We start from the raw sequence: 20034 nt of genomic DNA on the forward strand, positions 1-20034 counted from the left end.
AATTTATTTAACGAATCATTATAAATAATTACAATATTTAGGAGTTTTATTATGAAAAAAATCTATACACTGGCATTGCTTGTATTTTCAGTATTTATCCTAACTGCTTGCTCTTCGCAAGAAGCTTGGCTAAACGGTACATGGAAGAGTGAAAAAACAAAAAGCACCTATGTTTTTGAAGAAAAGCAAGGTAAATGGAACATTTTAAACGGTAAGGAAAAAATTGCTGAAAAAGGTGAAGTAAAAGATAAAAAAGGCGATCAATTCACTATTGTTGATGCTAATGGTAATCGTCATCAGATAAAAAAAGTTGATGAAAATACTATTGAATATCAACCTTTTACATCTGATGGCATTTCTGCAACTAATGGAGAAAGTTTTAAATTTAAAAAGGAAAAGTAGAGTTATTTTTAGATTTAGGTGAGCAGATGAGTGACTATATGACTATACTTGAAATGGTCAGTCAAATCTTTCGAGACGTGCAGGAATCAGATTTGCCAGCTTTGATTGCTCTGAATCAGGATCCAGAGGTCATGCAGTATTTCCCAAAACCATATAGTCAAGCGGAGTCCTTGCGGCTTTATCAGGGTATTCAAGATGAAGTTAAGGCTTATGACTACAGTCTTTGGACTGTTGAAGAAAAGACGAGTCGGGAGTTTATCAGCTTGGTAGGTCTGCACCATTCGGATTTACAGATTTTCGCTGGAAAAGAAGCTATAGAAATCGGCTGGCGTCTGCGCAAAGAGTTTTGGAATTGTGGTTATGCGACGGAGGCTGCCCAAGCCTGTCTAGACTTTGCTTTCCAGCAAGCTGGCTTGTCAGAAGTTTACTCTTTTACATCCTTACTCAATCTCCCTTCGCAAAAAGTCATGCAAAAACTGAGCATGGAATTTGTCAAAGAGTTTGATAACGAAAAAGTTCCAGCAGAGAGTCCGCTTTATAGACATGTCCTCTACAGAATCAAGAATTTCAGCTAAAAAGGCAGGTATTCCCATGAAAACTAAAACCGAGATGTTTGATGTGATTTTGCAAACTGCAAAAGCGCTACAGGTCTACGCTGTCGCCATGTCCGGCTCGCGGACAAACCCAAAGGCTCCCAAGGACGAGTTCCAAGACTATGATGTGGTCTACATTGTAGAGGATTTGGATGGTCTGGTGGCTGACCTTGCTTGGTTAGACCAGTTTGGCACTCGTATCATTGAGCAGCATAATGTCCTAGGCAACCGTCGCCTCTATCTTATGCTCGTTGAAGATGGCAATCGGATAGATTTGACCCTTTGTCCTAAGGAGCACATCAAAGAGTGGGTGTATAGCGAAGCGGATTTCACGGTGCTGGATGACCCGCAGGGACTGTTTGCTCCTTACGCACCGACACCCAAGCGCTATTGGACGGCACCAGCCATCGCGACTGACTTTGACAAATTCTGCAATGAATTCTGGTGGGTGTCAGCTTATGTAGTCAAGGGCATTCATCGGAACCACTTTGTCTATGCGACGGATCATCTGTATGGAATCTGTCAGCAAGAATTGCTCAAGCTTTTAGCTTGGCAAGTAGCAGCGGATAAAGGAACTGTCGATATTGGCAAGAACTACAAGTACCTCTTTCAGTATTTGCCTGCTGAGAAAGAGAAGGAATTTACAGCCTTGCTTGACTTTTCTGACCAGAAAAAAATCACTAAGTCTCTCTTTGCTACCATGGACTTTTTCCACAGAGAAGCCCAAGCTTTCTCTCTCAAAACCGGCTTCCACTATGACAAAGAAACCGCCGAGAAGATGATTGAATATGCTGAGGAGAGACTTCCCAATCACTGACTAAATAAAGAACGTAATTTAAAATATTAAACTACAGAAAGGATAGTTTAGTTACTTATTGTAACTGAACACGGGATTAATTTCCTGTAAGATATCCTTTATTTTATCAAAAACTACTCTACATTCTTTGAAAGGAGTTGAACACGCCCTAAATACTGTGTGAAAATGATAAATTTTGTCGCGAGCATCGCTCACTGTAAGAATTTCCTATTTTCACTTTGCATTTTACGGGCTTAGTATCCTATGTCTAACATTCAAAACATGTCCCTTGAGGACATCATGGGAGAGCGCTTTGGTCGCTACTCCAAATACATCATTCAGGAGCGGGCCTTGCCGGACATTCGCGATGGCTTGAAGCCTGTTCAGCGCCGTATTCTTTATTCCATGAATAAGGACGGCAACACCTTTGACAAGGGCTACCGCAAGTCTGCCAAGTCTGTCGGGAACATCATGGGGAATTTCCACCCTCACGGTGACAGCTCCATCTACGATGCCATGGTCCGTATGTCTCAGGACTGGAAAAATCGTGAGATTCTAGTTGAGATGCACGGTAACAATGGTTCCATGGACGGTGATCCACCAGCAGCAATGCGTTATACTGAGGCGCGGCTGTCTGAGATGGCTGGCTATCTTTTGCAGGATATCGAGAAAGATACCGTTCCTTTTGCTTGGAACTTTGACGATACCGAGAAGGAGCCGACTGTTCTGCCGGCAGCCTTTCCTAACCTTTTGGTCAATGGAGCAACTGGGATTTCCGCTGGTTATGCGACTGATATTCCACCTCATAATCTAGCCGAAGTGATTGACGCGGTTATCTATATGATTGACCATCCGTCTGCCAAGGTGGACAAACTCATGGAGTTTCTGCCTGGTCCAGACTTCCCGACAGGAGCCATTGTCCAAGGCCGTGATGAGATCAAGAAAGCCTACGAGACTGGGAAAGGTCGCGTCGTAGTCCGCTCTAGAACTGAGATTGAAAAGCTGAAGGGTGGTAAAGAGCAAATCGTCATCACCGAGATTCCTTACGAGATTAATAAAGCGGTCTTGGTCAAGAAGATTGACGATGTTCGGGTCAATAACAAGGTAGCCGGAATTGCTGAGGTACGGGACGAGTCTGACCGAGACGGCCTTCGCATTGCCATCGAGCTCAAGAAAGACGCCAATACCGAGCTGATTCTCAACTATCTTTTCAAATACACTGATTTGCAAGTTAATTACAACTTCAACATGGTGGCTATTGACAATTTCACACCTCGTTTGGTGGGAATTGTGCCAATTTTGACTAGCTATATTGCCCACCGCAAGGAGATTATTCTAGCTCGCAGCCGGTTTGACAAGGCCAAGGCTGAGAAACGGCTCCATATTGTGGAAGGATTGATTCGGGTTATTTCCATCTTGGACGAGGTGATTGCCCTGATTCGTGCTTCAGAAAACAAAGCAGACGCCAAGGAAAATCTTAAAGTTAGCTATGATTTCACCGAGGAGCAGGCTGAGGCTATCGTCACTCTCCAACTCTACCGTTTGACAAATACAGATGTAGTGGTTCTGGAAGAGGAAGAAGCAGAGCTGCGCGAGAAGATTGCCATGCTAGCAGCCATTATCGGCGATGAGCGAACTATGTATAACCTCATGAAGCGGGAGCTCCGCGATGTCAAAAAGAAGTTTGGTAATCCGCGTCTCAGCGAGCTGCAGGATACAGCAAACGCTATCGAGATTGATACAGCTAGTCTGATTGTTGAGGAAGAAACCTATGTCAGCGTGACACGTTCTGGCTATATCAAGCGGACCAGTCCGCGTTCTTTCTCTGCTTCAACCCTAGAGGAGATGGGCAAGCGTGACGACGACCGACTGATTTTCGTCAGTCCGGCCAAGACAACTCAGCATTTGCTGATCTTTACGAGTCTTGGAAATGTCATTTACCGGCCTGTTCATGAGCTGTCAGACATCCGCTGGAAAGAAATCGGAGAACACCTCAGCCAGACCATTAGCAACTTTGATACCAAGGAAGAAGTTATCTATACAGAATTGCTGGACAGCTTTGAGGAAGGCACTTACTTTGCAGCGACTAAGTTAGGTCAAATCAAGCGAGTGGAGCGCAAGGAGTTCAGTCCTTGGCGGACCTACAAGTCTAAGTCGCTCAAGTTTGCCAAGCTGAAAAATGAAGGTGACCAGGTTATTGCTCTGGCGCCAATTAAGCTGGACGATGTTATGCTCGTGACCAAGAATGGCTATGCCCTTCGTTTCAATATTGAGGAAGTACCTGTTATTGGTGCTAAGGCAGCTGGGGTTAAAGCCATCAATCTTAAGAAGGACGATGTTCTAGTGGCAGCTTTTATCGCCAATACAGACTCACTTTACCTCCTGACTCAGCGCGGTTCGCTCAAGCGTATGGCAGTCGCAGATATTCCTGTTACTAGTCGGGCAAATCGCGGTCTTCAAGTTCTGAGAGAGCTTAAGACCAAGCCGCATCGTGTCTTTGTGGCTGGACCTGTCTTTGGCGAAGCAGTGGACTTTGATCTCTTCACAACAGAAGCAGAAGCCAGTGAGGAGCAGATTTTGCAGGTGCTTTCCAATAAAGGAACTGCTTATGAGATTAATCTAGCTGATCTTAGCCTGTCTGAGAGAACTAGCAACGGCAGCTTCATTTCTGATACCATTTCAGACGAAGAAGTCTTCTCAGCTTATATTAAATAATTTTCAAACCAGTTCAAACGAGCTGGTTTTTTCAAACTAAAATTTAATAACAAAATTTTCTGAAAATTGAAAATAATGCTTGAAAATTTCTTAAAAAGGTGTAAAATAAGGAGTATCTAAAAAATGAAGTTTGGAAGTAGAGGAGTAAGATTATGACTGTAAATCTCGACTGGGAAAATCTAGGATTCTCATATATGAAATTGCCTTATCGCTTTTTAGCTTATTACCGCAATGGTCAGTGGGAGGAAGGCAAGCTGACAGAAGATGCGACCCTGCATATTTCTGAGTCTTCACCAAGCCTTCACTATGGTCAGCAGGCTTTTGAAGGACTTAAGGCCTATCGAACCAAGGATGGCAGTGTCCAGCTCTTCCGTCCAGATGAGAATGCTAAGCGCCTGCAACGCACTTGCGATCGTCTCTTGATGCCACAAGTCTCAACTGAAATGTTTGTGGAAGCCTGTAAGGCTGTTGTCCGTGCAAATGAAGAATATGTACCTCCATATGGAACAGGAGGAACTCTCTACCTTCGTCCACTTTTGATTGGTATCGGAGATATCATCGGGGTAAAACCAGCAGAGGAGTATATTTTTACGATTTTTGCTATGCCAGTCGGAAACTACTTCAAGGGTGGTTTGGTTCCAACCAATTTCTTGATCCAAGACGAATATGACCGAGCTGCTCCACATGGTACAGGTGCTGCTAAGGTAGGTGGTAACTATGCAGCCAGTCTCCTACCAGGTAAGATAGCTAAGACTCGTAACTTTTCAGATGTCATCTACCTTGATCCATCAACTCATACCAAGATTGAAGAAGTCGGCTCAGCAAACTTCTTTGGAATCACAGCTAATAATGAGTTTGTAACACCACTGAGCCCATCAATCTTACCATCTATTACCAAGTACTCTTTGCTTTACTTGGCAGAACACCGCTTGGGCTTAACTCCGATTGAAGGCGATGTTCGGATTGATGATTTGGATCGCTTTATTGAAGCCGGAGCTTGTGGTACCGCGGCAGTTATCTCACCAATCGGAGGTATCCAGCATGGTGATGATTTCCATGTGTTCTATAGTGAGACAGAAGTCGGTCCAGTTACCCGCAAGCTGTATGATGAATTAACAGGTATCCAATTTGGTGATGTTGAAGCGCCAGAAGGTTGGATCTACAAAGTTGATTGATAGGAAGAGCCTAAAAGGCTCTTTTCTTCTTAATTGCAGGAAATCACTTGCCAGGTTTTTGCTTTTTGTGTAAAATAGTATTTTGAAAGAGGTAAGAAATGAGTAAAAAAGATAAAAAGATTGAAATTCAAATTAATGATAGTAAGGTAAAAGTAGGAGCAGATCTATTTGATGGCTATTCACTCGTTATTGGTAAAAAAGTAATTGGTGAGATTGCAGAATTAGACGGCCAGTATGCTATAATCAAAAACGGAAATGCAGATGCTTTCTATAAAAAACTTGAAAAAGCTGTTGAAAATTTAATAGAAACCTATAATTTAGGTAAATAAGGTGTTGATTTTCCATTTTTTTCGTGTTATAATAGATGACGTTGATTGTATACGGAGAGATAGCGAAGAGGCTAAACGCGGCGGACTGTAAATCCGCTCCTTCGGGTTCGGGGGTTCGAATCCCTCTCTCTCCATTAGCGTTCATTTTGACGATGATAAAGTGACTATTGTCAGCGCTCTTTTTTGGGGTATAGCCAAGCGGTAAGGCAAGGGACTTTGACTCCCTCATGCGTTGGTTCGAATCCAGCTACCCCAGTTCTTAGGTGATATATCAGATGAGGGGATAAAATATCTTAGGGTATTTTATTTCTTTATAAATGGTATAAAAACGGTAAAGATAAATCAATATGTCGTTGCGGGCGCTTAGGAAAATAAAATGGATGTCAAGTGAAAACTTGATTGTTGGAGGATTTTTTAGATGAATGAATTTGAAGATTTGCTAAACAGTGTTAGCCAAGTCGAGCCAGGTGATGTTGTTACAGCTGAAGTATTGACAGTTGATGCAAACCAAGCTAATGTTGCAATTTCTGGAACTGGTGTTGAAGGAGTGTTAACTCTTCGTGAGTTGACTAATGATCGCGATGCTGACATTAACGACCTTGTAAAAACAGGCGAAACACTTGAATTGCTCGTTCTTCGTCAAGTAGTGGGTAAAGATACAGATACAGTTACTTACCTAGTATCTAAAAAACGTTTAGAAGCTCGCAAAGCATGGGACAAATTGGTTGGTCGTGAAGAAGAAGTTGTTACTGTTAAAGGAACTCGTGCAGTTAAAGGTGGACTTTCTGTTGAGTTTGAAGGACTTCGTGGTTTCATTCCAGCTTCAATGCTTGACACTCGTTTTGTACGTAATACTGAACGCTTTGTAGGTCAAGAATTTGATGCTAAGATTAAAGAAGTTGATCCAAAAGAAAATCGCTTCATCCTTTCACGTCGTGAAGTTGTTGAAGCTGAAGCTGCAGCAGCTCGTGCTGAAGTATTTGGAAAATTGAATGTTGGTGATGTTGTAACTGGTAAAGTTGCTCGTATCACTAGCTTTGGTGCTTTCATTGATCTTGGTGGTGTTGATGGTTTGGTTCACTTAACTGAGTTATCACATGAGCGTAACGTATCACCTAAATCTGTTGTAACAGTTGGTGAAGAAATTGAAGTGAAAGTCCTTGACTTAAACGAAGAAGAAGGTCGTGTATCACTTTCACTTAAAGCTACAACACCTGGACCATGGGATGGTGTTGAACAAAAACTTGCTGCTGGTGATGTAATTGAAGGTACTGTTAAACGCTTGACAGACTTTGGTGCTTTTGTTGAAGTATTGCCAGGTATTGATGGTTTGGTTCACATCTCACAAATTTCTCACAAACGTGTTGAAAATCCAAAAGATGTCTTGTCAGTTGGCCAAGAAGTAACTGTTAAAGTTCTTGAAGTTAACCCAGCTAATGAGCGTGTATCACTTTCTATTAAAGCTCTTGAAGAACGCCCTGCGCAAGAAGAAGGACAAGAAAAAGAAGAAAAACGCCAATCACGTCCACGTCGTCCTAAACGTCAAGAAAAACGTGACTTTGAACTTCCAGAAACTCAAACTGGATTCTCAATGGCTGACTTGTTTGGTGATATCGAATTATAAGATAATTTAGAAGTTGAGTTTTCTCAACTTCTTTTTCTTTTTTGACTTGTATTTTTAGTGAAAATTAGTTATAATAAATGAGTTGCCACCCTTAGTGTAATGGATATCACGTAAGATTCCGGTTCTTGAGATGGGAGTTCGATTCTCTCAGGGTGGATGACTTAAAATTGGACTCTTCGGAGTCTTTTTTCTTTCTTGGAGGAACATGCAATGACAGTAAAATTAATTGCCCATAGCTTGATCGAGAAAGACAGGAAGTATTTGCTTATCAAACGCTCGAAAATAAAGCGAGGCCTCCCTAATGTCTATACATCTTATTGGGATATTCCAGGCGGAAGTGTAGAAGAGAATGAACTGCCTAGAGAGGCCGCTCTACGTGAGGCTATGGAGGAGGTTAATCAAAACCTTCGGATTGATAAGATTATCCATGAAGATAGTCAGTTTGATGCTAGCAAAGATACTGTTTTCACACGCTTAGTTTATGCGGGTAGAATTTTGGAAGAGTGTGATATTATATTAGATCCAGAAGAGCACACAGACTTTGTCTGGATTTCTTCTTTGAAAGACCTAGAGAGCGAGCTCATCGTACCTTATTTGATAGATATTTTTGCTGACAAATCTGTATAAAGCAAAAAAAACATCCCCTTTTAACAAGGAGATGTTTTTTTCTTAGTTTTTAGAAGCTGCTTGGAATTCTGGATTTTTCCATGCTTCATCAATGATTGCTTGTAACTCTTTAGCAGAAGCTTGCATTTTTTGAGTTTCAGCATCGTTCAATGGGATATTTACTGGACGTACGATACCGTGAGCACCAACGATTGCCGGTTGACCGATAAAGACGTTTTCAACTCCATATTGGCCTTCTTGGAAGACAGAAAGTGGTAGAACGGCATTTTCATCATCAAGGATAGCTTTAGTAATACGAGCAAGGGCAACTGCAATACCGTAGTATGTAGCACCTTTTTTATTGATGATTGAGTAAGCGGCGTCACGGACTGAAATGAAGAGGTCTACAAGATCTGCTTCGTTCAAGTCACGGTTAGCTTGTAACCATTGTTCTAGTTTTACACCAGCTACGTTAGCGTGTGACCAAACAGCGAACTCTGAGTCACCATGTTCACCCATGATGTAGGCATGGACTGAACGAGCATCAACACCGATTTTAGCTGCCAAAGCTTGACGGAAACGAGCTGAGTCAAGTGATGTACCAGAACCAATGACACGTTCTTTAGGGAAGCCAGAGAACTTCCAAGTAGAATAAGTCAAGACATCAACTGGGTTAGCAGCTACGAGGAAGATACCATCGAAACCAGAAGCAACAACTTGCTCTACAATAGATTTGTTGATAGCAAGGTTTTTACCAACAAGATCAAGACGAGTTTCGCCTGGTTTTTGGGGAGCACCAGCTGTGATAACAACAAGGTCAGCATCCGCACAGTCTTCGTATTTTGCTGCATAAATTTTCTTAGGTGAAGTAAATGCGAGCGCATGACTAAGGTCCTCTGCGTCACCAACAGCTTTTTCAAATAATTGTGGAATTTCAATAATACCAAGTTCTTGTGCAATTCCTTGGTTAACAAGCGCAAATGCGTATGAAGAACCTACGGCACCATCACCGATAAGGATTACTTTTTTATGTTGTTTTTCAAGAGTCATCTCTAAAATCTCCTTTTATTTTTTACGGGTTTGTCCCAAACAAGTCTATTCTATCACTTTTAACATGCTTTGTCACGGCAGATGGTCAACTTTAAAAGATGTAAACGTTTTTAGGATCAAGGCTATTTTCTGAAAAAATGTTTAAAATATGATATAATAGTACAGTTATATAAAGTGAAAAGAGGCATTTTTTTAATGCAAGATAAGAATTTAGTAAATGTCAATCTAACGAGTGAAATGAAGACAAGTTTCATTGACTATGCTATGAGTGTTATCGTTTCTCGTGCACTTCCAGATGTTCGTGATGGATTAAAACCGGTTCATCGTCGGATTCTTTATGGAATGAATGAGCTGGGAGTTACTCCTGATAAACCACATAAAAAATCAGCCCGTATTACAGGTGATGTTATGGGTAAATACCATCCGCATGGTGACTCTTCTATTTATGAAGCTATGGTTCGGATGGCGCAATGGTGGAGCTATCGCTACATGCTTGTTGATGGCCATGGAAATTTTGGTTCCATGGACGGAGATGGAGCTGCTGCTCAGCGTTATACAGAGGCACGTATGAGCAAAATTGCTCTTGAGATGCTTCGTGATATCAACAAGAATACTGTTGACTTTATCGATAACTATGACGCTAATGAGCGAGAACCAATAGTCCTTCCTGCACGTTTTCCAAATCTTTTGGTCAATGGCGCAACTGGTATTGCTGTTGGAATGGCGACTAATATTCCGCCTCATAATTTAGCGGAGTCTATTGATGCAGTTAAGCTAGTCATGGATAATCCTGAAGCAACAACCCGTGATATTATGGAAGTTTTGCCTGGGCCTGATTTTCCAACTGGCGCTCTAGTTATGGGCAAATCAGGTATTCACCGTGCTTATGAAACGGGGAAAGGATCGATCGTTTTACGTTCTCGGACTGAAATCGAAGAAATGAAAAATGGTCGCGAGCGGATTGTCGTAACTGAGTTTCCTTATATGGTTAATAAGACTAAGGTTCATGAACACATTGTTCGCTTAGTACAAGAAAAACGCATCGATGGTATTACAGCTGTCCGTGACGAGTCTAATCGTGAGGGTGTCCGTTTTGTCATTGAGGTTCGTAGGGATGCGTCTGCTCATGTCATTCTAAATAATCTCTTTAAATTGACACAAATGCAGACCAATTTCAGCTTTAATATGTTAGCGATTCAGGGTGGTGTTCCTAAAATACTCTCTCTCCGTGAGATCCTTTTAGCTTATATTGAGCACCAAAAAGAAGTTGTGACTCGTCGAACAGCCTTTGATAAAGATAAGGCCGAGGCTCGCGCTCATATTTTAGCAGGTTTGCTAATTGCTCTTGACCACATCGATGAAGTTATTCGCATTATTCGCAACAGCGAGACGGATGCTGAAGCACAGGCTGAATTAATGGCTAAGTTTGAATTGTCTGAACGTCAAAGTCAGGCTATTCTCGATATGCGCTTGCGTCGTTTGACTGGTTTGGAACACGATAAAATTCAGTCAGAATATGATGAATTGATTGCTCTAATAGCTGATTTGGCAGATATCTTAGCTAAACCTGAAAGAGTTCTTACAATTATTAGAGAAGAATTGGATGAAGTTAAGCGGAAATTTGCTGATGAACGTCGAACAGAGCTTATGGTAGGAGAAGTTCTCTCTCTAGAAGATGAAGATCTGATTGAAGAAGCGGATGTTTTGATCACCTTGTCAAATAAAGGATATATCAAACGTTTAAACCAAGATGAGTTTACAGCTCAGAAACGTGGAGGTCGTGGTGTTCAAGGGACAGGCGTCAAGGATGATGATTTCGTCAAGGAACTTGTTTCGACTAGTACTCATGATCGTCTACTCTTCTTCACTAATAAGGGACGAGTTTATCGTCTGAAAGGATATGAGATACCTGAATATGGCCGGACTGCAAAAGGTTTACCAATTGTGAATCTCCTGAAATTGGATGAAGGAGAAACAATTCAAACTATTATCAACGTTGAACAAGATCATAGCCAGGACTCTTATCTCTTCTTTACAACTCGGCTTGGGGTAGTCAAGCGTACTAGTGTGGCTGATTTTGCTAATATTCGTCAGAATGGACTCAAGGCTTTGAATTTGAAGGATGAAGACGAGCTGATTAATGTTTTCCTAACTGATGGAGCTGCTGATGTTATTATCGGAACAAAATTTGGTTATTCTGTTCGCTTCAATGAGACAGCTGTTCGTAACATGAGTCGTATTGCAACTGGTGTACGTGGTGTTAACCTAAGAGACGGTGACCAGGTTGTTGGAGCAGGTGTTGTGTCTGACAACGATGAAGTTCTTGTTATTACTGAGAAGGGTTATGGTAAGCGAACTCTTGCTAGTGAATATCCGACAAAAGGCCGTGGTGGTAAAGGGATTAAAACAGCTAATATTACAGAGAAAAATGGTCCTTTAGCTGGTTTAATGACAGTCAATGGTCAAGAAGATCTGATGATCATAACCAATACTGGTGTGATTATTCGGACAAGTGTTGCAAATATTTCACAAACTGGTCGCTCTACAATGGGTGTTAAGGTTATGCGTCTTGATCAGAATGCTCAGATTGTTACCTTTACAACTGTAGAAGCAGATGATAAAGAAGAGTTGCAAGACGAGAAGGAGTAAAATATGGCTAGAGGATCACGAAGAGCCAAGAAGAAACGTAGTAGACGTAATATTATATTAAATATTCTTTCGGTTATCTTACTGTTAGTTGCACTTGCCCTAATCTTTAATTCTTCAATTAGAAATATGATTATGGTTTGGCATACAAACAAGTACCAGGTTTCTAAAGTATCTAAGAAAGAAATTGAGAAGAATAAAGCAAGTAAAGGTAGTTTCAATTTTGAAAAGGTTGAGCCTCTATCGACTGAAGCAGTTTTAAATGCTCAATGGAAAGCGCAACAACTTCCTGTTATCGGTGGGATTGCGATTCCTGAACTATCCCTTAATTTACCAATTTTTAATGGACTGGAGAATGCAGGTCTTTATTATGGCGCTGGTACTATGAAAGAAACTCAGCAAATGGGAAAAGGAAACTATGCTTTAGCTAGCCACCATGTTTTCGGGATTACGGGAGCCAATGAAATGCTCTTCTCCCCTCTTGATCGAGCAAAAGCTGGTATGAAGATTTATCTGACAGATAAAGATAAAGTTTATACTTATTCAATAACTAGTGTTGAAAACGTGGAACCTGAAAGGGTAGATGTGGTTGATGATGCAGCTGATGGTACAGCAGAGGTTACTTTGGTAACCTGTGAAGATGCTGCGGCAACTTCTCGTACAATTGTTAAGGGTGTTTTAGAAAGTGAAACTCCATACAAAGAAACACCGAAGAAGATTTTGAACTACTTCAATAAATCATACAATCAAATGCAACTATAAATCTTATAATAAAAAAGAAGGAAGCATAAGTTTAATGCTTTCCTTTTTTCTTTTGCGAATAAATAGATTGTAAGGAGGTTTTTATGTACAGTATATCATTTCAAGAGGAATCATTATTACCACGGGAACGATTAGTAAGACTAGGAGCAGAGCAGTTAAGCAATCAGGAATTGCTGTCTATTCTCATTCGTACAGGAAATAAAAAAGAGAATGTATTCCAAATAGCTAGTAGAATTTTAGCATCAGTATCAAGTCTGACTGAACTGCGTCACATGACTCTATCTGAACTACAGGGGATATCTGGTATAGGGCAAGTAAAGGCGATTGAGCTACAGGCCATGATTGAGTTGGGTAGTCGTATTTCAAAAGCGGAGAATTTTGAAGGAGAACGTATACTGAGTAGTCAAAAACTTGCTAAGAAAATGCAACAGGAATTAAGTCATAAAAAACAGGAGCATTTGGTTGCACTTTATTTGAACACACAAAATCAGATTATTCATCAACAGACAATTTTCATTGGAAGTCTGACTCGGAGTTTAGCAGAACCTAGGGAGATTCTTCATTATGCGATTAAGCATATGGCGACATCAATTATCTTGGTCCATAATCATCCTTCAGGCGCGACTAGGCCAAGTAGGGATGATGATCAGGTGACTGAGAAAATAAAAGAAGCCTGCGAAATGATGGGCTTCGTTTTATTGGATCATTTAATTGTGGGAGGGGATAGCTATTATAGTTATCGAGAGGAAACAGACCTCATTTAAGGACGGTTAGCTATAGTGCTTAATCATGCTCTTTTTTCATAAAGTAGAGAAGAGTTTGCAGTTCGCTTGTCAAATCGACGTACTGAACCACAATTTCTTTTGGCAGGTGAAGATGTACAGGTGAAAAACTCATGATCCCTTTTATTCCAGCCTCTACAAGAATATTGGCTACTTCCTGGGCTTTTACACTTGGAACAGTTAAAATTGCTGTCTTGATGTCAGCGTCCTTGATTTTCTCTTTGATTTGAGAAATTCCATAAATTGGAATGCCGTCAGGAGTTTTTGTTCCAACTTCTTTATGGCTATCAACGTCAAAAGCCATGACAATTTTCATCTTATTTCTTTCGTGGAAGCGGTAGTGGAGAAGAGCGTGCCCCATATTACCAACGCCTACAAGCATGACATTGGTGATTGAGTTATCATTAAGTAGATCAGCAAAAAAATTCATTAATTTTTTAACATCGTAGCCAAAACCTCTGCGTCCAAGTTCACCAAAATAAGAAAAATCTCTTCGAACAGTAGCAGAGTCAATACCAATTGCTTCAGCAATTTGTTTGGAACTGGCTTTTTCTATTTTTTCTGCATTAAAACGTTTAAAAATACGGTAGTAGAGGGATAAACGCTTGGCAGTTGCACGAGGAATACTTGAATTTTTTTCAGTTTTCACAAAATCACGTCCTTTCATTTCTATTTTATAGAAAGTTTGTGAAAAAATCAACTATTTTAAAATAATCCAAGAAAGTAAAAATAAAAAAGAAAACTAAAATCCTTAGTTTTCTTTTTTATTTTCGTATGCTGACAAATCAAACTGTGACATGGTTCGATAGAGATTGCCTATTTTTCCTTCGTAGGGAAGTTCCTTACCGTTATAAGTCAAAGAGAGGACCTTTAAGTTATCCGGAATAGTGACACAGCCTGAAAAAGCTAGCATGAATTCATCAAAATCAAGATAACGAACGATTCGTTCGGCCTTATAAGAATCTAAGTATTTAAGTTCAATCATGTATATTCTCTGCTATTCTTGAATGAATGTTGGATTATTGTTCTGTCTTTATAAAAATCTCTCTCTCAACTAAACTATCCATCAAAAAGTAGAATTTCTGCTGAATAATCTTTTGATCTTCTGATTTAAAAATATTAACTAAGCGAAGACCAGATTTATCTGTGATATTAATTTTAAAGCCTGACAGGTCTTTATTGAAAATAATCTTCAACAAAAATCCTTGACCACTATTTGGAATTTCTTCTAAGAGGCGAGTTAGCTCAAAGTTTCCTACTTTTGTTTCGGCAAAGGTATTATCCTTTAATGTAAATTTTTTAACATTTGGATTTACTTCATAACTGTATAAACAATCTTTTAATGCTACTGACTTTTCAAAGGCCATGTGTTTCTCCTAAAATTTCTTTTAATTTTTTTGTTAAAATTTGTACTTCTTGAACAGTATTTTGATCAGAAAAACTGATTCTGAAGGATTCTTTTAATCGGGGGGATGTCTCACCATAAAAAGCCGACAAAACGAGGCTTGGCTCAATCGCTCCAGCAGTACATGCTGATCCTGTGGAGACAGAAATACCTTCCATATCTAACTTCATCAGCAGAATATCGTTTACTTGGCCGGGAAATCCCATGTTAAGCACATGAGGTAAATGAGGCTCCTGTTCATTGAGATAATAGTCGATAGTGCCGAGTCCTTTCAAAAGTTCGTGTCGAAGCTCTTGAATGTGACTGGAGTTTTCGGTTATATGTTCAATGTTATTTTCCAGTGCTGTGGCCATTCCGGCAATGGAAATGATGTTTTCTGTACCAGCTCTTTTTTTATCTTCCTGGCTTCCACCGTGAAGTAGATTATCAAAGTGGAAATCTTTAGCATATAAGAAGCCAGTTCCCTTCGGCCCGTGAAATTTATGAGCTGAAGCACTTAAAAAATCAATTCCTAATTCTTCTGGATAGATAGGAATCTTCCCCATAGCTTGAACCGCATCTACATGAAATTTTGCTGGATGAGCTTTTAAAACTTCTCCAATTTCCTTAATAGGTAGTAGATAACCGGTCTCATTATTAGCAAACATGGTAGAAACAAGAATTGTGTCAGGACGAAGTGCATCCTTTATATCTTTTACTCGTATCTTTCCGTCGACTGGTTGGATAAAAGAAATCTCAAATCCGTATTTTTCGGCTAAATGGTGTAAGGGTTCTAAAACAGAATGATGCTCAATTGCTGTCGTAATAATGTGTTTTCCTAGATCTTGATGCTTGAGAGCATAGCCTTTTAGTATGGTATTATTGCTTTCGGTAGCACCAGAAGTGAACAGAATATTTTTGGCATTAGTTCGCAATACCTGAGCAATAGTCTGCCTGGCCTGTCTAAGAATCTTGCTAGCCTCTCGTCCATGTTGATGAGTGCTAGATGGATTTCCATAGACCTGTACCATTAAGTCGGTCATCTTTTGGATAGCTACAGACGAAAGAGGGGTCGTGGCTGCATTGTCAAAATAAATCATCTTCAGTCCTTATTTTTTATTATATGCAAAGAGAGGACTGACTGGTTTTCTCTCTTGGATGCGGACAATAGCATCAGCAATCAACTCACTTGCTGTGATATACTGGATGTTTTTTGGAGTTTTTTCTTTGGTGTCTACAGAATCGGTTACTAAAATTTCTTTGATCGGAACAGCATCTAATTTTTCAGCGGCACCGTCAACGAAGATACCGTGGCTTGAAACCGCATAGATTTCGGTTGCTCCTTCTCGATCGACAATTTTAGCAGCTTCAGTAAAGGTACGTCCAGTATTCAAGATGTCATCAATTAAGATCGCTTTCTTACCAGCTACCTCACCAATAATATACCCTTCATTGCGGTGAGCATCGTCTTGAGCATAGTCTATAATAGCGATAGGAGCATCTAGATGTTCTGCTAAACTACGAGCTCTCTTAACACCTGAGTTCTTTGGACTTACAACGACAACATCATCACCTGTTAAGCCTTTATCGCAATAGTGTTTTGCAAAAAGAGGAACAGTGTAAAGATTGTCAACAGGAATGTCGAAGAATCCCTGCACTTGAACAGCGTGTAGATCAAGAGTCAGTACTCGATTCACACCTGCTTTTACTAACATATTTGCTACTAGTTTTGCTGTGATTGGCTCCCTAGGCGCCGCTGTACGGTCTTGACGAGCGTAACCAAAGTAAGGAATTACAACATTAACTGAGTTAGCACTGGCACGATTACAAGCATCTACCATGATGAGCAGTTCCATCAAATGGTTGTTTACTGGAAAACTTGTAGATTGAATGATGAAAACATCAAAGCCACGTACGCTTTCTTCGATGTTGACTTGGATTTCTCCATCAGAGAACTGACGTGATGAAAGTTTCCCAAGCGGTATTCCAGCAGCTTTTGCAATCTTCTCAGCGATAGCATGATTTGAGTTGAGCGAGAATAATTTCATGTTCTTTTTGTCATTGATTGAACCAAACATACCTAAAGATAACTCCTTTAATTTTCTGATTACTATTTTATCAAAAATATAAGAATTTTTCAGCTATTTGGCAAGTTTTTAGCAAATCTAGCGATCTTGCTTTTTAGGGGTGTGTACGGGAGATTGTTTTCTTGTAGAAAGTCAAAGAAATTAACTTTTCCATCTTCAGCTTCTTGAACTTCAAGTTCGATTTCATAATCGTGAACATCAAAATAAAAATTTTCATCCAGAGCTAGAAGTCCAAACTCATGTTTCATTTCTCTGCGAATGGTGGTTAAGTGGCCTAGGATATTTAATTGATTCAGCTGAATCTTCGTTTTCTTCAAGTTTTCAAGAATCTCTCCCTCTGGTAGAGTCATACTCCCAATTATAGAATTAACTTCATCTGCTGATAAAGCTTGGTTGTATTCCATTGTTCCTACCCCTTGTGATACCTTCAAAGTCAGCTCAGCTGAATCCTCAAAACGACGGATACGTAAGGCCATTTTGTGGTCTCTAATAAAAAAATCGGGAGTATCGATATAATAATTTGTTTGTTTTACAGGGGTAATATCTTTGAAAAGTGGTAGCAGACTGTCGAATTGTTCTTTGTTTAATCCGGATTTGTATTCAATCTCTAAATGGTTCATTGTTGATCCTTTTCTTTCGTTTGAAAACGATTTATGTTATAATAATAGACGTATTTATTTTATATAAAATAATTAAAAATGACAAGGTGAGCGCGTTTATGGAGTGGGAACAATTTTTAGACCCTTATGTCCAAGCTGTTGGTGAGTTAAAAGTCAAACTGCGTGGGATTCGAAAGCAATACCGCAAGCAACAACGACACTCACCTATAGAATTTGTAACCGGTAGGGTCAAGTCTATTGAAAGTATCCAAGAGAAGATGGTTATGCATGGAATAAGTTTAGAAAACTTAGACCGTGATATGAATGATATTGCAGGACTTCGAATTATGGTTCAATTTGAGGATGATATCACTGAAGTTCTGAAAGTCTTGCGTCAGCGGAAAGATATGAAGATTGTTCTAGAGCGAGATTATATCACTTATAAGAAGCCAAGTGGCTACCGTAGCTATCATGTGATAGTTGAATATCCTGTTGATACAATTGACGGTAATAAAGTTGTCTTGGCTGAAATTCAAATTCGGACCTTAGCCATGAATTTTTGGGCGACAATTGAGCATTCTCTGAATTATAAATATAAGGGAGAATTTCCTCAAGAAATTAAGGAAAGGTTGGAAATAACAGCTCGAATTGCCTATGAATTGGATAAAACAATGGGTGAAATTCGCCATGATATTCAAGAGGCTCAGGTTCTTTTTGATCCTCCTTATCGGATGTTAAATGACGGCGTAGGAAATAGTGACGATACAGATGAAGAATACAGATAAAAAAATTGCTGTTTTTAGCAATTATAAACCTCAAAGTAAAGAAGTCTGCCAATTGTTGATTAAGAAACTAAGGCAGAATCGTTTCATTTTAACTGATAAAAATCCTGATATAGTTATTTCTGTAGGCGGAGATGGTATGCTCCTGTCTGTTTTTCACAAGTATGAAAACCAATTAGATAAAGTTCGTTTTGTCGGTGTTCATACTGGACACTTAGGATTTTATACTGATTACCGAGATTTCGAAATTGACAAGTTAATAGATAATCTAAAATTGGACACAGGTGCTCAGGTTTCCTATCCGATTTTAAATGTTAGAATTTTTCTTGAGGATGGTTCTGTAAAAACTAAACTAGCTTTGAATGAAGCTACGATAAAGCGATCAGATCGGACTATGGTCGCTGATGTCATGATTAACCATGTGGCCTTTGAACGCTTCCGAGGGGATGGGATTTCAGTTTCTACTCCGACAGGCAGTACGGCTTACAATAAGTCCTTAGGTGGAGCAGTTCTCCATCCGACAATCGAGGCCTTGCAAATTGCTGAGGTGGCTAGTCTTAATAATCGTGTATATCGTACTTTGGGCTCGTCTATTATTGTTCCCAAAAAAGATAAGATTGAAATCTTTCCAACTCGAAATGATCAGCATACGATTTCGGTGGATAATAGAACTTATACTTTCAAGCATATTGCTAAGGTTGAATTTCAAATAGATAATCATAAAATACATTTTGTCGCTAGCCCAAGTCATACGAGCTTTTGGAACCGAGTTAAGGATGCCTTTATTGGAGAAGTAGACGATGAGATTTGAGTTTATTGCAGATGAACATGTCAAAGTCAAAACTTTTCTCAAAAAACATGATGTTTCAAAGGGGCTTCTTGCTAAAATTAAGTTTAGAGGCGGAGGTATTTTAGTAAATGACGAACCGCAAAATGCAATTTACTTGTTAGACATTGGTGATAAAGTTACGATCGATATTCCCAAGGAAGAAGGTTTTGAAAGTTTAGAAGCGATTTCGAAAAAACTAGAAGTGGTTTTTGAGGATGATCATTTTTTAATACTTGATAAACCAGCTGGAGTCGCAAGCATTCCTAGCGTGAACCATTCTAATACTATGGCTAATTATGTCAAAGCTTATTATATAGATTCTGGTTATGAGAATCATCAAGTCCATATTGTGACACGTTTGGACAAGGATACTAGCGGTCTTATGCTATTTGCCAAACACGGCTATGCCCATGCACGATTGGATAAACAATTACAAAAAAGAGCTATTGAGAAGCGTTATTTAGCCCTGGTTAAGGGAGATGGTCTTTTAGAAAAAGAAGGGGAAATTATTGCTCCGATTGCGCGTGATGAAGATAGTATTATTACACGAAGAGTTGCCAAAGGAGGTAAATATGCTCATACTAGTTACAAGGTGATTGAGCAATTTGGCAACATCTATCTAGTGGATATTCACCTTCATACAGGAAGGACGCATCAGATTCGAGTTCATTTTTCACATATCGGCTTTCCACTTTTGGGAGACGATTTATATGGTGGAAGCTTAACTGAAGGTATCAGTCGCCAAGCTCTTCACTGTCATACTTTGAAATTTTACAATCCATTCAGTGGAGAGGAAATTGGACGTGCCAGTCCTCTTCCAACAGATTTTGAACATGTAGTTCAGACATTTAAAAATTAATTAAGAGGAGATTA

General features: G+C 39.7%; 21 protein-coding genes and 3 tRNA genes. 17 read left to right on the plus strand and 7 right to left on the minus strand.

Annotated features, from left to right (window positions below):
• The first annotated feature begins 51 nt into the window (after positions 1 to 51).
• The 11 genes from HMPREF0847_RS02230 to HMPREF0847_RS02280 all read left to right on the plus strand — a co-directional run bounded on the left by HMPREF0847_RS02230 (position 52) and on the right by HMPREF0847_RS02280 (position 8261).
• The gene (locus HMPREF0847_RS02230; protein ID WP_008809187.1) at positions 52 to 402 is read left to right on the plus strand and encodes a hypothetical protein; all 351 of its coding nucleotides are present in this window, start codon (positions 52 to 54) and stop codon (positions 400 to 402) included.
• Positions 403 to 440: 38 nt separating this feature from the next.
• Complete coding sequence (locus HMPREF0847_RS02235; protein WP_008809186.1) at positions 441 to 977, plus strand: GNAT family N-acetyltransferase; 537 nt, start codon at positions 441 to 443, stop codon at positions 975 to 977.
• Between the two features lie 16 nt (positions 978 to 993).
• Positions 994 to 1812, plus strand: coding sequence for an aminoglycoside 6-adenylyltransferase (locus HMPREF0847_RS02240; protein WP_008809185.1), 819 nt, complete (start codon positions 994 to 996; stop codon positions 1810 to 1812).
• Positions 1813 to 2055: 243 nt separating this feature from the next.
• Entirely contained in the window at positions 2056 to 4506 is a 2451-nt protein-coding gene (parC, locus tag HMPREF0847_RS02245) for a DNA topoisomerase IV subunit A (protein WP_008809184.1), read from the plus strand.
• A 152-nt stretch (positions 4507 to 4658) separates the two neighbouring features.
• Positions 4659 to 5681, plus strand: a complete 1023-nt coding sequence (locus HMPREF0847_RS02250) for a branched-chain amino acid aminotransferase (protein WP_008809183.1) — start codon at positions 4659 to 4661, stop codon at positions 5679 to 5681.
• 98 nt (positions 5682 to 5779) lie between these two features.
• Positions 5780 to 6010 (plus strand): DUF2969 domain-containing protein, encoded by a 231-nt coding sequence (locus HMPREF0847_RS02255; RefSeq protein WP_008809182.1) that lies wholly within the window; start codon positions 5780 to 5782, stop codon positions 6008 to 6010.
• A gap of 53 nt (positions 6011 to 6063) precedes the next feature.
• A tRNA-Tyr gene (locus tag HMPREF0847_RS02260) sits at positions 6064 to 6144 on the plus strand.
• 50 nt (positions 6145 to 6194) lie between these two features.
• Positions 6195 to 6266: transfer RNA gene (locus tag HMPREF0847_RS02265), tRNA-Gln, on the plus strand.
• Between the two features lie 162 nt (positions 6267 to 6428).
• Positions 6429 to 7634, plus strand: a complete 1206-nt coding sequence (rpsA, locus tag HMPREF0847_RS02270; RefSeq protein WP_008809181.1) for a 30S ribosomal protein S1 — start codon at positions 6429 to 6431, stop codon at positions 7632 to 7634.
• Positions 7635 to 7719: 85 nt separating this feature from the next.
• Positions 7720 to 7791, plus strand: a tRNA-Arg gene (locus HMPREF0847_RS02275).
• Between the two features lie 53 nt (positions 7792 to 7844).
• On the plus strand, positions 7845 to 8261 hold the full coding sequence (locus HMPREF0847_RS02280; protein ID WP_008809180.1) for an NUDIX hydrolase: 417 nt from the start codon (positions 7845 to 7847) through the stop codon (positions 8259 to 8261).
• 42 nt (positions 8262 to 8303) lie between these two features.
• Here HMPREF0847_RS02280 and HMPREF0847_RS02285 read toward each other — a convergent pair whose 3' ends face one another.
• Positions 8304 to 9290 (minus strand): L-lactate dehydrogenase, encoded by a 987-nt coding sequence (locus HMPREF0847_RS02285; protein WP_008809179.1) that lies wholly within the window; start codon positions 9288 to 9290, stop codon positions 8304 to 8306.
• 195 nt (positions 9291 to 9485) lie between these two features.
• On the opposite strand from HMPREF0847_RS02285, the gene gyrA reads away from it, so the two are divergent.
• The 3 genes from gyrA to radC all read left to right on the plus strand — a co-directional run bounded on the left by gyrA (position 9486) and on the right by radC (position 13462).
• The gene (gene gyrA / locus HMPREF0847_RS02290; RefSeq protein ID WP_020992617.1) at positions 9486 to 11939 is read left to right on the plus strand and encodes a DNA gyrase subunit A; all 2454 of its coding nucleotides are present in this window, start codon (positions 9486 to 9488) and stop codon (positions 11937 to 11939) included.
• 3 nt (positions 11940 to 11942) lie between these two features.
• Positions 11943 to 12698: a class A sortase gene (locus HMPREF0847_RS02295; protein ID WP_008809177.1), complete on the plus strand. Its 756-nt coding sequence runs from the start codon at positions 11943 to 11945 to the stop codon at positions 12696 to 12698.
• An 83-nt stretch (positions 12699 to 12781) separates the two neighbouring features.
• Entirely contained in the window at positions 12782 to 13462 is a 681-nt protein-coding gene (gene radC, locus HMPREF0847_RS02300) for a RadC family protein (RefSeq protein ID WP_008809176.1), read from the plus strand.
• A 19-nt stretch (positions 13463 to 13481) separates the two neighbouring features.
• Here the strand turns inward: radC and HMPREF0847_RS02305 are convergent, their stop codons facing one another.
• The 6 genes from HMPREF0847_RS02305 to HMPREF0847_RS02330 form a co-directional block, all read right to left on the minus strand.
• Positions 13482 to 14129, minus strand: coding sequence for a redox-sensing transcriptional repressor Rex (locus tag HMPREF0847_RS02305; protein ID WP_008809175.1), 648 nt, complete (start codon positions 14127 to 14129; stop codon positions 13482 to 13484).
• Between the two features lie 102 nt (positions 14130 to 14231).
• Positions 14232 to 14465 carry a DUF4649 family protein gene (locus tag HMPREF0847_RS02310; protein ID WP_008809174.1) on the minus strand — a complete coding sequence of 78 codons (234 nt, stop codon included), beginning with the start codon at positions 14463 to 14465 and terminating at the stop codon, positions 14232 to 14234.
• Between the two features lie 34 nt (positions 14466 to 14499).
• Entirely contained in the window at positions 14500 to 14847 is a 348-nt protein-coding gene (locus tag HMPREF0847_RS02315) for a DUF1831 domain-containing protein (protein ID WP_008809173.1), read from the minus strand.
• Positions 14837 to 15964, minus strand: a complete 1128-nt coding sequence (locus tag HMPREF0847_RS02320; RefSeq protein WP_008809172.1) for a cysteine desulfurase family protein — start codon at positions 15962 to 15964, stop codon at positions 14837 to 14839. The genes HMPREF0847_RS02315 and HMPREF0847_RS02320 overlap by 11 nt, the downstream gene beginning before the upstream one ends.
• A gap of 9 nt (positions 15965 to 15973) precedes the next feature.
• Complete coding sequence (locus tag HMPREF0847_RS02325) at positions 15974 to 16930, minus strand: ribose-phosphate diphosphokinase (protein ID WP_148507646.1); 957 nt, start codon at positions 16928 to 16930, stop codon at positions 15974 to 15976.
• Positions 16931 to 17001: 71 nt separating this feature from the next.
• Positions 17002 to 17571, minus strand: a complete 570-nt coding sequence (locus HMPREF0847_RS02330; protein ID WP_008809170.1) for a CYTH domain-containing protein — start codon at positions 17569 to 17571, stop codon at positions 17002 to 17004.
• 98 nt (positions 17572 to 17669) lie between these two features.
• On the opposite strand from HMPREF0847_RS02330, the gene HMPREF0847_RS02335 reads away from it, so the two are divergent.
• From HMPREF0847_RS02335 to HMPREF0847_RS02345, 3 genes are read left to right on the plus strand one after another with little or no spacing between them, the layout of a single operon-like run.
• Positions 17670 to 18335: a GTP pyrophosphokinase gene (locus HMPREF0847_RS02335; protein ID WP_008809169.1), complete on the plus strand. Its 666-nt coding sequence runs from the start codon at positions 17670 to 17672 to the stop codon at positions 18333 to 18335.
• Positions 18319 to 19143, plus strand: a complete 825-nt coding sequence (locus HMPREF0847_RS02340) for an NAD kinase (protein ID WP_020992619.1) — start codon at positions 18319 to 18321, stop codon at positions 19141 to 19143. The genes HMPREF0847_RS02335 and HMPREF0847_RS02340 overlap by 17 nt, the downstream gene beginning before the upstream one ends.
• On the plus strand, positions 19133 to 20020 hold the full coding sequence (locus tag HMPREF0847_RS02345) for an RluA family pseudouridine synthase (RefSeq protein WP_008809167.1): 888 nt from the start codon (positions 19133 to 19135) through the stop codon (positions 20018 to 20020). The genes HMPREF0847_RS02340 and HMPREF0847_RS02345 overlap by 11 nt, the downstream gene beginning before the upstream one ends.
• Positions 20021 to 20034 lie beyond the last annotated feature (14 nt).

The sequence above is a fragment of the Streptococcus sp. 2_1_36FAA genome, assembly GCF_000161955.2.
Lineage (GTDB): Bacteria > Bacillota > Bacilli > Lactobacillales > Streptococcaceae > Streptococcus > Streptococcus gordonii.